Raw genomic sequence first — 14,038 nt, 5'->3', positions numbered from 1 at the left:
CGCGCACGGGAGCACGGGTCAGCGCCCTCCGGCCGCCGGGCCGTCCGGGGCCCGTTCGGCCCCGGCCGGCGACTGCGCCCGCGTCACCGCCCGGCCGGCACCAACTCCTCCGGGAACAGCCGCAACCGGTGGGCCAGCGCGGCGGCCTCGCCCCGGCCGGCCACCCCGAGCTTGCCGAGGATGTTGGAGACGTGCACGCTGGCGGTCTTCGGCGAGATGTACAGCTCCTCCGCGATCTGCCGGTTGGTCCGGCCCCGCGCGAGCAACCGGAGCACGTCCCGCTCACGGGGGGTGAGGCCGAAGGAGTCCCCGGCCGGCGCCGGCCGCGCGGGGGCGGCCGACGGGCGCGCGGCGAGCGCCAGCCCGGCCCGCTCGGCCAGCGCGTCGATCTCCGCCAGCAGCCAGCTGTCGCCCCGCACCCCGGCCAGCTCCCGGGCCTCGCGCAGCCGCTCCGCACCGGCCTCGCGCCGCCCGGCCAGCACCTCGGCCTCGCCCGCCCGCAGCAGCACCAGCGCCAGCGGGTACGGCAGCCCGGTCGACCGCAGCACCGCGGCGGCGGCCTCCCAGTGCTCCGGGGTGTCCGCCCCCTCGGCGCGGGCCAGCTCGGCCGCCACCAGCCGGGCCCAGCCCTCGTGCAGCGGCGCCTTCGGGGTCAGCCCGGCCGCCGCCGCGGCGATCCGCGCGAGGACCGCGGCGCGGTCCCGGTCCAGCTCGGGCAGGCCGCGGTGGTCCGCCTCCATGCCCGCGCCGAGCGCCAGCAGCGGGAACAGCGAGGACTCGTTCCCGGCCGGGAGGTGGCCCTCGACGACGGCGAGCAGTTCGGCCCGGGCCTCCGCCGGCCGTCCCGCACGGGCCGCGAGCACCATCGCCAACCGGGAGATCGGGACGCCGTGCTGGAACTGGCAGTTGTGCTTGGACGCCCGGGCCTGGGCCAGCATGCCGGCCGCGGTGGTGAGGTCCCCGCGTCGCACGGCGAGGTCGCCGCGCAGCCGGTCCAGGAACTCGGCGTGGGTGCCCGGCGGGTCGACCCGCTCGGAGTCGGCCAGCAGCTCGGTCGCCTCGTCGACCCGGCCGAGGTCCAGCAGCGCCTCGGCGAGGTTGCCGGTCAGGATCGTGCCGACGTTGCGCAGCAGCCCGTTGCCGTCGGCCGCCTCCAGCCCCTCCCGGGCCAGCGCCACCGCCTCCTCGGCGCGGCCGAGCGACTGCAGCATGCTGGCGAGGTTGTTGATGCCGCGCAGCAGGACGTCCGGGACGCCGAGTCCGCGGGTGGCGGCGACCGCCTCGGCCAGCTCGGCGATGCCCCGCTCCGGGTCGTGGTGCAGGTCGCTGCGGAGCGAGCCGAGCGTCATCCGGGCGTGCTGCTCGATCGCGTGCGCCCCCACCTCGCGGGCGATCTCGGCGGCCCGCTCGGCGAGCCGCACGTCCTCCTCGGTCGGGTCGGTGAGCATCGCGATGCCCGCGCTCAGCGCCAGTACCTCGGCCTGCACCGCGGACGGCGGCAGGTTCTCCACCAGCCGCCGGGCGTGCGCCGCCTCGTCGTGGTTGCCGGCCCGGTTGAGGTGGCCGAGCATCCGGGCCCGGTTCATCCGGAACCAGGCCGCGCGCACCGGGTGCTCCGTCTCGTCGACCAGCTTCAGCCCGCGCTTGGCCAGGCTCAGCCCGCGCTCCCGGTCGCCGCTGCGCCGGGCCGCGACCACCGCCTCGGCCAGCACGTCGATCAGCTGGATCCGGCCGCAGTCCTGGTCCTCGGCGCTGTGGTCGCAGGAGCCGGGCGGGTAGGTCTCGGCCCAGTCGTACGGGCGCAGGGTGTGCGCCAGGACGTCCTCGGAGACCTCGTCCCACAGCTCCAGGGCCCGCTCCAGCATCCGCAGCTGCTCGGCGAAGGCGTTGCGCCGGCGGGCGGCCCGGGCCGCGTCCAGCGCGGTCGGCAGGGCCCGGGCCGGATCGTGGGCGTGGTACCAGTAGTTGGCCAGCCGGGCCGGGCGGACGTCGGCGCCGACCAGGTGCGGCTGCTCCTCCAGGGCGGTGGCGAAGCGGCGGTTGATCCGGTGCCGCTCCCCGGGCAGCAGGTCGTCCGAGACGGCCTCGCGGACCAGCGCGTGCCGGAACCGGTAGCCGTCGCCGTCGGTGTCCGGGCGCAGGATGCTGGCGCCGACGGCCGTGCGCAGCGACTCGATCAGCGCCTCCTCGTCCTCCAGCACCGCGGCCAGCAGGGCGTGTTCGACGTAGGAGCCGCCCTCGGCGGCGATCCGCAGCACCCGCTGGGTCTCCTCGTCCAGCGCCTCGACCCGGACCAGCAGGATGTCCCGGAGCGAGTCGGTGAGCCCGGCGGAGCAGCCCTCCCGGTAGGAGGTGGCGAGTTCCTCGACGAAGAACGGGTTGCCCTCGGAGCGGCGGTGGATCCGGTCGACCAGCTGCCGGTCGGGGGCGGCGGTGCCGAGGATGCCGGCGAGTTGCGCGGCGACCTCGCCCGGACCGAACCGCTCCAGCTCCAACCGCCGGACGGTGCGCAGCCGTTCCAGCTCGGCGAGGAAGGGCCGCAGCGGGTGGCGGCGGTGCAGGTCGTCGGTGCGGTAGGTGGCGACCAGCACGACCCGGGCGCGGTGGAGGGTGCGGACCAGGTAGGCGAGCAGCTCCCGGGTGGAGCGGTCGGCCCAGTGCAGGTCCTCGACGGCGAGTACGAGGGTACGGTCCGCGCCGAGCCGCTCGAACAGCCTCGCGGTGTGCTCGAACAGCCGGGCCCGGCCGTACTCGTCGTTGGGTCCGCCGTCGTCCTCGCCGAAGTCGGGCAGCAGCCGGGCCAGATGGCCTTCCAGGCCGGCGGCCGCGGTCTCCAGTTCGGCGCCCAGACTCCGGTGCAGCCGGCGCAGCGCGGTGGCCAGCGGCGCGTACGGCAGGCCCTCGGCGCCGACCTCCGGACAGCCGCCGACGGTGGCCGCCACTCCCCCGCCCGTGGCGCGGGCCCGGTCGAGGAACTCCTCCAGCAGCCTGGTCTTGCCGACGCCCGCCTCGCCGCCGATCAGCACGGTCTGCGGGCTCCCCGCCCCGGCCCGCCGCAGCGCGTCGGTCAGTTCGGTGATCTCGCTGCCGCGGCCGACGAAGACGGGACTCACCGATATCTGCTGCATGGAGGCGAGCATGCCATAAGCCGATCCGCCCGGCCGAGCGGTTATCCCGGTACCCGAACGCCCGGAAGGGGAGGCGCTCCCCTGCAGCGCCTCCCCTTCCGGAGTTCCTTCGGCACCCCGGGGGTGCCGGTCCGTCAGCATTCCTGCAGGCGCTGGGTGCGCCGCACGGCACGGGCGGCCGGCTGCCGACGCCATCCGCGGCGGCCCTCCTTGGCCTCGCGGACCAGGCGCTGGTGCTCGGCGCGGGCGTGCAGCTCGCGTGCCTGCTGCTGGATGAGCTCGTACTCGATCACTTCGGTTCCCCTTGTGGGTTTCACTGCGTTTCGCTGTCGAGTAAGAGCTTCCTCCCCCAGGTGGGGCCGCCACATCGGAAGCCTGACCGATCTTCCGGGCCCCGGAAGCCTTAGACGGGGCCTCAGGGAACAGCAAAGGCCCGGTCCCACTCCGATTCGGAGGTGGGACCGGGCCTTAGGCCCTACTTAGGAGGCCTTAGACGCCTTAGGCGCCTTAGGAAGCTCAGGCAGCGAGGCCGAACTTCTCCAGGCTGTGCCTACTGCCCTGCCGCGCCGAGGCGCTCCAGGATCAGGTCCTTCACGCGGGCCGCGTCGGCCTGGCCGCGGGTGGCCTTCATGACCGCGCCGACCAGCGCGCCCACCGCGGCGACCTTGCCGTCGCGGATCTTGGCGGCGATCGCCTCGTTCTCGGCGATGGCCTGGTCGACGGCGGCGCCGAGCGCGGAGTCGTCCGAGACGACGGCCAGGCCGCGCTTCTCGACGACCTCGTCCGGCTCGCCCTCGCCGGCCAGCACGGCCTCGATGACCTGGCGGGCCAGCTTGTCGTTCAGCTTGCCCTCGGCGACCAGCGCGGTGACCCGGGCGACCTGCGCCGGGGTGATCGGCTGCTCGCTCAGCTCGGTGCCGGTCTCGTTGGCGCGGCGGGCCAGCTCGCCCATCCACCACTTGCGGGCCTGGTCGGCCGGGGCGCCGGCGGCGATGGTCTCCTGGATCGGCTCGACCGCACCGGCGTTCAGCACCGCCTGCATGTCCTTGTCGGACAGGCCCCACTCGGACTGCAGCCGGGCCCGGCGCACGCGCGGAAGCTCCGGCAGCGCGGCGCGCAGCTCCTCGACCCATTCGCGCGCGGGCGCGATCGGCACGAGGTCCGGCTCGGGGAAGTAGCGGTAGTCCTCGGCGTTGTCCTTGATCCGGCCCGAGGTGGTGCTGCCGTCCTCCTCGTGGAAGTGCCGGGTCTCCTGGACGATGGTGCCGCCGTCCATCAGCACGGCGGCGTGCCGCTGGATCTCGAACCGGGCCGCCCGCTCGACGCTGCGCAGCGAGTTGACGTTCTTGGTCTCGGAGCGGGTGCCGAAGGTCTCGGTGCCGTTCGGGCGCAGCGACAGGTTGACGTCGCAGCGCATCTGGCCCTTGTCCATCCGGGCCTCGGAGACGCCCAGCGCCTTGATCAGCTCACGCAGCTCGGCCACGTACGCACGGGCCACCTCGGGGGCGCGCTCGCCGGCGCCGACGATCGGCTTGGTGACGATCTCGATCAGCGGGATGCCGGCCCGGTTGTAGTCCAGCAGCGAGTGGGTGGCGCCGTGGATGCGACCGGTCGCGCCGCCGACGTGGCTGGACTTGCCGGTGTCCTCCTCCATGTGGGCGCGCTCGATCTCCACGCGGAAGGTCGAGCCGTCCTCCAGCTGCACGTCGAGGTAGCCGTTGAAGGCGATCGGCTCGTCGTACTGCGAGGTCTGGAAGTTCTTCGGCATGTCCGGATAGAAGTAGTTCTTCCGGGCGAACCGGCACCACTCGGCGATCTCGCAGTTCAGCGCCAGGCCGATCTTGACGGCCGACTCCACGCCGACCGCGTTGACCACGGGCAGCGAGCCGGGCAGGCCCAGACAGGTCGGGCAGACCTGGCTGTTCGGCTCGGCACCCAGCTCGGTCGAGCAACCGCAGAACATCTTGGTCTTGGTGCCCAGCTCGACGTGGACCTCAAGGCCCATCACCGGGTCGTACGACGCGAGAGCGTCCTCGTAGGAGACCAGGTTCATGACGCTCACAGCGTCCCCTTCGCTAAAAGTCTGTGGAGGTACGGGCCCGGCCGCGCACGGTGGGTGCGGGCCGGGCCGAGGGCTTGCTCAGCCCAGCAGCACGTCGTCGTCGCCGAGGCGGCGCAGCTCGCGCACCAGCAGGGCGGTGCCGGTGACCAGGGCCGCGGCGCCGACCAGGGCGTTGATCAGCTTGAGGGTGTCGCTCTCCGCGCGGGCCTTCCGGACGTCCTTGGCCACCGAGATCGCGCCGAAGGCGCTGGTGCCGATGGACAGCCAGAGACCGGGCTTGGAGTGCTTGAAGCCCTTGGCCTTCTCGATCTTGCTCACAGTGCCGGTGCCTCCTCCAGCAGGGGGTGCCCCCACTTGTCGTTGAGTGCGGCCTCGACGGCGCCGCCCACGCGGTACAGGCGGTCGTCCGCCATCGCGGGTGCGATGATCTGCAGGCCGACCGGGAGATTGTCCTCCGGGGCCAGCCCGCAGGGCAGCGACATGGCCGCGTTGCCCGCGAGGTTCGACGGAATCGTGCAGAGGTCGGCCAGGTACATCGCCATCGGGTCGTCGGCGCGCTCGCCGATCGGGAAGGCGGTGGTCGGGGTGGTCGGGGAGACCAGCACGTCCACACCGGCGAAGGCCGCGTCGAAGTCGCGCGAGATGAGCGTGCGCACCTTCTGGGCCGAGCCGTAGTAGGCGTCGTAGTAGCCCGAGGAGAGGGCGTAGGTGCCGAGGATGATGCGGCGCTTCACCTCGGGGCCGAAGCCGGCCTCGCGGGTCAGCGCGGTGACGTCCTCGGCCGAGCGGGTGCCGTCGTCGCCGACCCGCAGGCCGTAGCGCATCGCGTCGAAGCGGGCCAGGTTGGACGAGGCCTCGCTGGGCGCGATCAGGTAGTACGCGGGCAGCGCCAGGGTGAACGACGGGCAGGAGACCTCGACGACCTCGGCGCCCAGCTCGCGCAGCAGCTCCACGGACTCGTGGAACCGCTGCATCACGCCGGCCTGGTAGCCCTCGCCGGCGAACTCCTTGACGACACCGATCCGCATGCCGCGGATGTCGCGCATCTTCGCGGCCTCGACCACGGCCGGGACCGGCGCGGCGATCGAGGTGGAGTCCAGCGGGTCGTGGCCGGCGATGGCCTCGTGCAGCAGCGCCGCGTCCAGCACGGTCCGCGCGCACGGGCCGCCCTGGTCCAGGCTGCTGGAGAAGGCCACCAGGCCGTAGCGGGAGACCGAGCCGTAGGTCGGCTTCACGCCGACGGTGCCGGTGACGGCGCCGGGCTGGCGGATCGAGCCGCCGGTGTCGGTGCCGATCGCCAGCGGGGCCTCGAAGGCGGCCAGCGCGGCGGCCGAGCCGCCGCCGGAGCCGCCGGGGATGCGGGAGAGGTCCCACGGGTTCCCGGTGGTGCCGAAGGCGGAGTTCTCGGTGGAGGAGCCCATCGCGAACTCGTCCATGTTGGTCTTGCCGAGGATGACCACGCCGGCGTCCTTGAGACGCGAGGTCAGGGTGGCGTCGTACGGCGGGATCCAGCCTTCGAGGATCTTGGAGCCGCAGGTGGTCGGCACGCCCTTGGTGGTGAAGACGTCCTTGAGCGCGAGCGGGACGCCGGCCAGCGGGCCCAGCTCCTCGCCGCGGGCGCGCTTCTCGTCGACGGCCTTGGCCGCCTTCAGCGCACCCTCGGTGTCGACGTGCAGGAAGGCGTTGACCTTCTTGTCGACGGCCTCGATGCGGTCCAGGTGGGCCTGGGCGACCTCGACGGCGGAGACCTCGCCCTTGGCGATGGCGCCCGCGGTCTCGGCTGCGGTGTAACGGATCAGCTCGGTCATCTCGGTCAGTCCTCCCCGAGGATCTGGGGAACGCGGAAACGCTGCTCCTCGGCGGCCGGGGCGCCGGCCAGCGCCTGCTCCGGGGTGAGCGACGGCCGCACCTCGTCCGCGCGCATGACGTTGGTCAGCGGCAGCGGGTGGGAGGTCGGCGGGACGTCCTGTCCGGCGACCTCGGAAACGCGGGCGACCGCGCCGATGATCACGTCGAGCTGCTCGGCGAAGTGGTCCAGCTCTTCGGCCTGCAACTCAAGACGCGACAGCCGAGCGAGGTGGGCGACCTCCTCGCGCGTGATGCCAGGCATGCAGCGATCCTCAGGGTGAGTTCTGGTGAGGCCCGGCGGTGCCGTGAGGCGGTACCGGGCCCGGGCAGGAGCAGCCGGCTCGGCGCTCCCGTCCTCTTGGTCTGTGGCCCCCATCCTATGGGGCACGGCCCGGCCACCGGCCAACGAGTAACGGGCGGGTCCGGTCACCCCGGCGCCGGCGGGCGCTACTGCGGCCCGGTGGGAGCCCAGTTCGGGGCGGCCGGGGCCTGGATCTCCAGCTGCGCGGCCTGCACCGCCTGGACCACCGGCGGCAGCACCGGCGGTCGCGCCTGCGGGACGGCCGGCGTGGCGGCCGCCGGTACGGACGCCGCGCGGGGCACCGGCACGGACGCCGGGAGCGAGGAGGACGGGAGCCCGGCGGCCTGGACGGATGCCTGGACGGATACCGGGACCGAGGCCGCCGGCACGGGCGTGGCCGACACGGGCGTCGCCGGGGCGGAGGACTTCGGGAACGTGGACGCCGGGAAGGCGGACGCGACCGGCTGGGCGGCCGAGGCGACCGGCGCGGGGACGGGCTGCGACAGCGGCTGCAACGGCTGCAACGGCGCCGGGAGCTGGGCGTGCCGGGACGGCGGGAGCACCGGCTGCGCGGCCGGCGGCAGCGTCGGCGCGGCCATCCGCTCCACCGGCGGGGCACCCGTGCGGTGCACCCGCAGCCAGGCGGTGGCCTGCTCGGCCGGCAGCGCCGCCGACACCAGCCAGCCCTGGACGGCGTCCACGCCCAGCCCCTGCAGCCGCTCCCAGGTCTCGTCGTCCTCGACGCCCTCGGCGACCACGGTCAGGCCCAGCGAGTGCGCCAGCTCCACCGAGCAGCGGACCACCGCCGCGTCGTGGTCGTCGGCGACCATCCGGGAGACGAAGGAGCGGTCGATCTTCAGCTCGCCGACCGGCAGGCTGCGCAGCCGCACCAGCGAGGAGTGGCCGGTGCCGAAATCGTCCAGGGACATCCCGACGCCGTAGCCGCGCAGCTCGGCCAGGGTGTCGGCGGCCCGCCTGGAGTCGTCCAGCAGCAGCCGCTCGGTGATCTCCAGCTGCAGTGCGTGGGCCGGCACCTGGTGGCGGACCAGGTGGCCGGCGACCCGCTGGGCGAAGCCGGGGTTGAGCACGTCCCGCGGCGAGACGTTGACCGCGACCTGCACCTGGAGGCCCTGCTCCCGCCAGTGGGCGAGCTGGCCGACCGCCGCCTCCAGCACGTAGTCGGTCAGCCGGGGCATCAGCCCGCTGGACTCGGCCAGCCCGACGAACTCGTCCGGCGACACCTTGCCCTGGCCGGGCCGCTCCCAGCGCAGCAGCGCCTCCAGCCCGACCACCCGGCCGTCGAAGGCCACCTTCGGCTGGTAGTGCAGTTGCACCTCGCCGGTCTCCAGCGCCCGCCGGAGGTCCCCGAGCAGCCCGATCCGGTACGGGGTGTCGGCGTCCTGGGCCTCGTCGTAGCACTCGACCGACGTCCGGCCGCGCTGGGCGTGGCCCATCGCGACGTCGGCGCGGCGCAGCAGCGACTCGGCGTCCTGGGCGTTCTGCGGGTAGACGCAGACCCCGGCGCTCGCCTCCAGGACGAGCAGCAGCCCGTCCAGGCGGATCGGTGCGGCCAGCTCGGCGATCAGGGCCTTGGCGACCCGCTCCAGGGTGCCGGGGCAGCCGACGCCGGGCAGCAGGACGGCGAACTCGTCGCCGCCCATCCGGGCCACCAGCGGCCGCCCGCCCCGGTAGTGCCGGGGCAGCCCGGCGAAGACGTCGTCGATCGACTCGCGGGTGGCACTGCCGGCCGGGCCGCCCGAGCGCAGCGCCCGGTGCAGCCGGCGGGCGATGTGCACCAGCAGCCGGTCCCCGGCGGTGTGCCCGAGGGTGTCGTTGAGCGACCGGAACCGGTCCAGGTCGAGCAGGATCAGGCCCACGCTGTAGCCCTGCTCGTGCTCGGCGATCGCCTCCTGGGCGGCCAGGAGTAACGCCTGGCGGTTGGGCAGGTCGGTCAGAGCGTCGGTGAGCTGGTCCCGGGCCCGGTCGCGGGCGATCCGCCAGGCGGCGACCAGCACCGCCAGCGGCACCGCGAACAGCGGGAGCAGCTCGGGCTCGTACCGGTACACCAGGACGGCCAGCGGGATGAGCGGTGCGGCGCCGGCCAGCAGTACGCCGAGCAGCAGGACCGCACCCGCCACTCCCTGCGGCGGGCGTGTGGGCGCGCCGCCGGTCGTACGATCCATAAGCCCTGTCCTCCGTCGGGCCCGCCCCGTCAGGCCGCCTTACGGTGAGGCACCGTGCCGGTGCCGGCAGCTGCCGGGCATGAGTGACCCCGCGGAGACCGGCTCAGCCGGTGCCCCCACCCCTGCTGACACTCTGTTGCGCTCCAGGGTATTCCCGGGTCCACCCGGCGGGCAGACTTTCGGACAACCGGAAACGCGCCACCGCGCCGGGTGCCGCACAGTGGCACCATGCCCGCTCCCACTGTGCGGCACCCGATGACGTTGCATCAGGACGATAACAAGACGGATTCGACGGCTCCGCGCGCGGGTCAGTCCTCCGCGGGGGCCTCGGCGGCGGCCTCCTCGACGGCCTCGGCGGCGGGCTGCTCGGGAGCCTTGCGGGCGGCCTTCTTCGCCGGTGCCTTCTTCGTCGGCTCCGGCTCCTCGGGTTCCGGCGGGAGGCCGAGATGGACCCGGGCCGCCGCCGCACCCTGCTCCAGCAGCACGGCGAAGCCGGCGTCGTCCAGAATCGGCAGCCCGAGCTGGACGGCCTTGTCGTACTTGGAGCCGGGGTTGTCGCCGGCCACCACGAAGTGGGTCTTCTTCGACACCGAGCCGGTGACCTTGGCCCCGCGCGCGGTCAGCGCCTCCTTGGCACCGTCCCGGGTGTGCCCGGCGAGCGTCCCCGTGACCACCACGGTCAGCCCCTCCAGCGGGCGCTCGCCCTGCTCCTCGTCGCCCGCCTCCTCGGTGAAGCGGACGCCGGCGGCGCGCCACTTCTCCAGGATCTCGCGGTGCCAGTCCACCTGGTACCACTCCTTGATCGAGCGGGCGATGATCGGCCCGACGCCCTCGACCGCGGCCAACTCCTCCTCGCTCGCCCCGAAGATGCGGTCCAGGTCGCGGAACTCCCGGGCCAGCTCCTGTGCGGCGACCGGGCCGACGTGACGGATCGACAGCCCGTTGAGGAATCGCGCCAGCGGCCGGTCCTTGGCCTTCTCCAGATTGTCCAGGAGCGTCTGGAGCGACTTCTTCGGCGTGCCGGTGGTGGTGGCGAAGAAGGAGACCTTCTTCTCCTCGGCGGTCTTGTCGTCCAGCTTGGGCATGCCGGTCTTCGGGTCGCGGACCAGTACCTTGATCGGCAGCAGCTGCTCGTCGGTCAGGCCGAAGATGTCCCCCTCGTCCCTGACCGGAGCCTCGGCCGGCTCCAGCGGCTGGGTCAGCGCGGTGGCCGCGACGTAGCCGAGGCCCTCGATGTCCAGCGCCGAGCGGCCGCCGAGGAAGGCGATCCGCTCGCGGATCTGGGCCGGGCAGAACTGGGCGTTCGGGCACCGCAGGTCGATGTCGCCCTCGGCCATCGGGCGCAGCTCGGCCCCGCACTCGTGGCAGTGCGAGGGCATCACGAACTCCTGCTCGGTGCCGTCCCGCAGGTCGTAGACCGGGCCGAGGATCTCCGGGATGACGTCGCCGGCCTTGCGCAGCACCACGGTGTCGCCGAGCAGCACGTCCTTGGCCTTGACGATCTGCTGGTTGTGCAGCGTCGCGTACTGGACCATCGAGCCGGCCACCTTCACCGGCTCGGCCAGCACCGCGTACGGGGTGGCCCGGCCGGTGCGGCCGATGCCGACCTTGATCGCGGCCAGCTTGCCGGTGACCTCCTCCGGCGGGTACTTCCAGGCGATCGCCCAGCGCGGGGACTTGGAGGTGGCGCCGAGCCGGCCCTGGAGGGCGATCTCGTCCACCTTGACCACGACGCCGTCGATCTCGTGCTCGACCGAGTGCCGCTGCTCGCCGAAGCGCTTGATGAAGGCGCGGACCTCGTCGAGCGTCCCCACCACCTCGTTGTGCCGGGCGGTCGGCAGCCCCCAGTCGTGCAGCAGCCGGTAGGCGTGCGACTGGTTGTCGATGTCGAGGCCGACCCGGGCGCCGATGCCGTGCACCACCATGTGCAGCGGACGGGACGCGGTGACGTGCGGGTCCTTCTGCCGCAGCGAGCCGGCGGCGGCGTTGCGCGGGTTCATGAACAGCCGGATCATCGCCCGGGGCCGCTTGCCCTCCTTCGCGCGCTCCTCGTTCTCCTGCCGGCGGCGCTCGTTCTCCTCCGAGAACGAGGCGTTGAGCGCCTCGAAGGCGTCGGTCGGGAAGTAGACCTCGCCGCGGATCTCGACCAGCTCGGGGATGTTCTCCCCCTTGAGCTGGTGCGGGATCTCCTTGATGGTGCGGACGTTGGCCGTGATGTCCTCACCGACCCGGCCGTCGCCGCGGGTCGCGGCCTGCACCAACGTCCCGTTCTCGTAGGTGAGGTTGACGGCCAGGCCGTCCACCTTGAGCTCGCAGAGGTAGTGGTACTCGATGCCGGCCAGCTCGGTGGCGACCCGCTCGGCCCAGGCGGCGAGCTCGTCGTCGTCCATCGCGTTGTCCAGGCTGAGCAGCCGCTCGCGGTGCTCGACCGCGGCGAAGAGGTCGGCGACGACCCCGCCGCCGACCTTCCGGCTCGGCGAGTCCGGCGTGCGCAGTGCCGGGTGCTCGCTCTCCAGCCCCTCCAACTCGCGCATCAGCGCGTCGAACTCGGCGTCGCTGACGATCGGCGCGTCCTGCTCGTAGTAGCGGGCACGGTGGTCCTCGATCTCGGCCGCCAGCTCGGCGTGCCGCCTGCGCACCTCCGCCGGGACGTCCTCCCAGCCCTCCACAGCCACCACCGCAAGCCCTCCGTCAACGTCTCATTCCGGGTTGTCCACCAGGCTCTGCGCCGCCCGCACGCTGAGTGACAGCGCCTGGCGCGCGTAGGACGGGGAGGCCCCGGCCAGCCCGCACGCAGGCGTCACCAGCACGCGGCGGCCCAGCAGCTCCGGGGCGAACCCGAGCCTGCGCCACAACGTCCTGACACCCTGGACACTACCGGCAGGGTCCGACACCGCCTTTGATTGAGCGGCGGCCCGGTCGGTGGCCGGGACCACCCCGGCGAGGATCGCGGTGCCGCCCTCGACCGCCTCGCCGAGGTCGTCGTCCTCACGCTCCGTCAACAGCGAGAAGTCGAGCGAGATCCCGGCGACCCCGGCCCGGCGCAGCAGCGGGATCGGCACCTGCGGCGCGCAGCTGTGCACCACCACCGGGGCGTCGAGGCCGCGGATCAGTTCGCGCAGGTTCTCCTCGGCGATCTGCCGGTCGACCGCGCGCAGCCGCTGGAAGCCGCTGGCGGTCTTCACCGAGCCGGCCAGCACGGCGGGCAGCGAGGGCTCGTCGAGCTGGAGCACCACCTCGGCGCCGGGGATCCGCTTGCGGACGTCGGCGAGGTGGCGGCGCAGGCCCTCGGCGAGCGAGCCGGCGAGGTCGCGGCAGGCGCCGGGGTCGGCGAGCGCCTTCTCCCCGTGCTTGAGCTCGATCGAGGCGGCCAGCGTCCACGGGCCGACGGCCTGGACCTTCAGCGCCCCCTGGTAGCCCTGGGTGAACTCCTCCAGCGCGTCCAGGTCCTCACCGAGCCAGGAGTGGGCGCGCCGGGTGTCGCGGCCGGGGCGATCGGTGAAGCGCCAGCCGCTGGGCTCGGTCTGCGCGAACAGCTCGACCAGCAGGCCGGCGCTGCGCCCGATCATGTCCGCCCCCGGCCCGCGGGCGGGCAGCTCGGGGAGGAACGGCAGGTGCTCCAGGGCCCCGGTGGAGGTCTTGGCGGCCTCCCGCGCATCGGTGCCGGGCAGCGAGCCGACTCCGGTGGCGGCGCCGTGCAGATCGGGGAAGGGGTGTCCGTTGCTCACCCGACCGAGCCTAGTGCGCGGGAGCGGGAAGTCGGACCGGCCGACCTCCCGCTCCGGGCCCGGTGCCGCGGGCCGGGCCGCGGCACCGCGGGTTCAGTTCCCCGGGCGGACGGTGATCTCGGTGACGTGCGCGTCGCGGGAGGCCTCCAGCGCGGCGATCACGGCCCTGGCCACCGACTCGGGCGCGATCCAGCGCTCGGCGTCGTACTCCCGGCCCTCCTGCTGGTGCACCTTGACCTGCATCGGGGTGGCGGTGCGGCCGGGGTAGACCGAGGTGACCCGGATGCCGGCGGCCGACTCCTCCAGTCGCAGCGAGTCGGCGAGCGCCTTCAGCCCGTGCTTGCTGGCCGCGTACGCCGACCAGTCGGCGTGGGCGTTGAGCCCGGCGCCGGAGTTGACGAAGACCACGTGGCCCCTGGTCAGCCGCAGCGAGGGCAGCAGCAGCCGGGTCAGCTCCGCGGGGGCGACCAGGTTGACGTTCAGGGTCTGCTGCCAGGCCTTGACCGGCAGGTCGCCGACCGGGCCCAGCTCGACCACGCCGGCGACGTGCAGCAGCGAGTCCAGCTCGACGGGCAGCGCCTGGTGGCCGAGGGCCCAGGAGAGCTTGGCCGGGTCGGCGAGGTCGCCGACCAGGGTCTTCGCCCCGGGGAAGCGCTCGCGCAGCTCGGCGGCCCGGCGGGCGTCGCGGGCCAGCAGCCAGAGGTCGTCCCCGCGCTCGGCGAGGCGCTCGGCCAGGACGGCGCCGATGCCGGAGCCCGCGCCGGTGATCAGATGTGCAGCCATGGCGT

At 73.7% G+C, this 14,038-nt stretch carries 9 protein-coding genes and 1 pseudogene; all 10 read right to left on the bottom strand.

Translation table 11 applies throughout. The annotated features are described in order from the left end of the window. Window positions 1–83: 83 nt before the first annotated feature. Window positions 84–3,128 (bottom strand): AAA family ATPase, encoded by a 3,045-nt coding sequence (locus tag RMN57_RS25400; RefSeq protein ID WP_313765630.1) that lies wholly within the window; start codon window positions 3,126–3,128, stop codon window positions 84–86. Between the two features lie 134 nt (window positions 3,129–3,262). Continuing rightward, a complete protein-coding gene (locus RMN57_RS25395; RefSeq protein ID WP_313765629.1) occupies window positions 3,263–3,421 on the bottom strand; it encodes a hypothetical protein in 159 nt (52 codons plus the stop codon). Window positions 3,422–3,678: 257 nt separating this feature from the next. Further along, the gene (gatB, locus tag RMN57_RS25390) at window positions 3,679–5,190 is read right to left on the bottom strand and encodes an Asp-tRNA(Asn)/Glu-tRNA(Gln) amidotransferase subunit GatB (RefSeq protein ID WP_313765628.1); all 1,512 of its coding nucleotides are present in this window, start codon (window positions 5,188–5,190) and stop codon (window positions 3,679–3,681) included. 78 nt (window positions 5,191–5,268) lie between these two features. Beyond that, window positions 5,269–5,508: a hypothetical protein gene (locus RMN57_RS25385; protein WP_313765627.1), complete on the bottom strand. Its 240-nt coding sequence runs from the start codon at window positions 5,506–5,508 to the stop codon at window positions 5,269–5,271. Next, a complete protein-coding gene (gatA, locus tag RMN57_RS25380) occupies window positions 5,505–6,998 on the bottom strand; it encodes an Asp-tRNA(Asn)/Glu-tRNA(Gln) amidotransferase subunit GatA (RefSeq protein ID WP_313765626.1) in 1,494 nt (497 codons plus the stop codon). Before gatA ends, RMN57_RS25385 begins: the two co-directional genes overlap by 4 nt. A 5-nt stretch (window positions 6,999–7,003) precedes the next feature. Beyond that, the gene (gene gatC, locus RMN57_RS25375) at window positions 7,004–7,300 is read right to left on the bottom strand and encodes an Asp-tRNA(Asn)/Glu-tRNA(Gln) amidotransferase subunit GatC (RefSeq protein ID WP_035845952.1); all 297 of its coding nucleotides are present in this window, start codon (window positions 7,298–7,300) and stop codon (window positions 7,004–7,006) included. 671 nt (window positions 7,301–7,971) lie between these two features. Then, window positions 7,972–9,459 (bottom strand): annotated as a pseudogene (locus RMN57_RS25370) (putative bifunctional diguanylate cyclase/phosphodiesterase); the annotation flags it as partial. 371 nt (window positions 9,460–9,830) lie between these two features. After that, window positions 9,831–12,197, bottom strand: a complete 2,367-nt coding sequence (ligA, locus tag RMN57_RS25365; protein WP_313767960.1) for an NAD-dependent DNA ligase LigA — start codon at window positions 12,195–12,197, stop codon at window positions 9,831–9,833. A gap of 24 nt (window positions 12,198–12,221) precedes the next feature. Continuing rightward, window positions 12,222–13,250 (bottom strand): methionine synthase, encoded by a 1,029-nt coding sequence (locus RMN57_RS25360; protein WP_313765624.1) that lies wholly within the window; start codon window positions 13,248–13,250, stop codon window positions 12,222–12,224. 93 nt (window positions 13,251–13,343) lie between these two features. Then, entirely contained in the window at window positions 13,344–14,033 is a 690-nt protein-coding gene (locus RMN57_RS25355) for an SDR family oxidoreductase (RefSeq protein ID WP_313765623.1), read from the bottom strand. Window positions 14,034–14,038: the final 5 nt, after the last annotated feature.

Source organism: Kitasatospora sp. CM 4170, assembly GCF_032110285.1.
Classification (GTDB): Bacteria; Actinomycetota; Actinomycetes; order Streptomycetales; family Streptomycetaceae; genus Kitasatospora; species Kitasatospora aburaviensis.
This window is presented reverse-complemented; position numbering and strand designations above follow the sequence as displayed.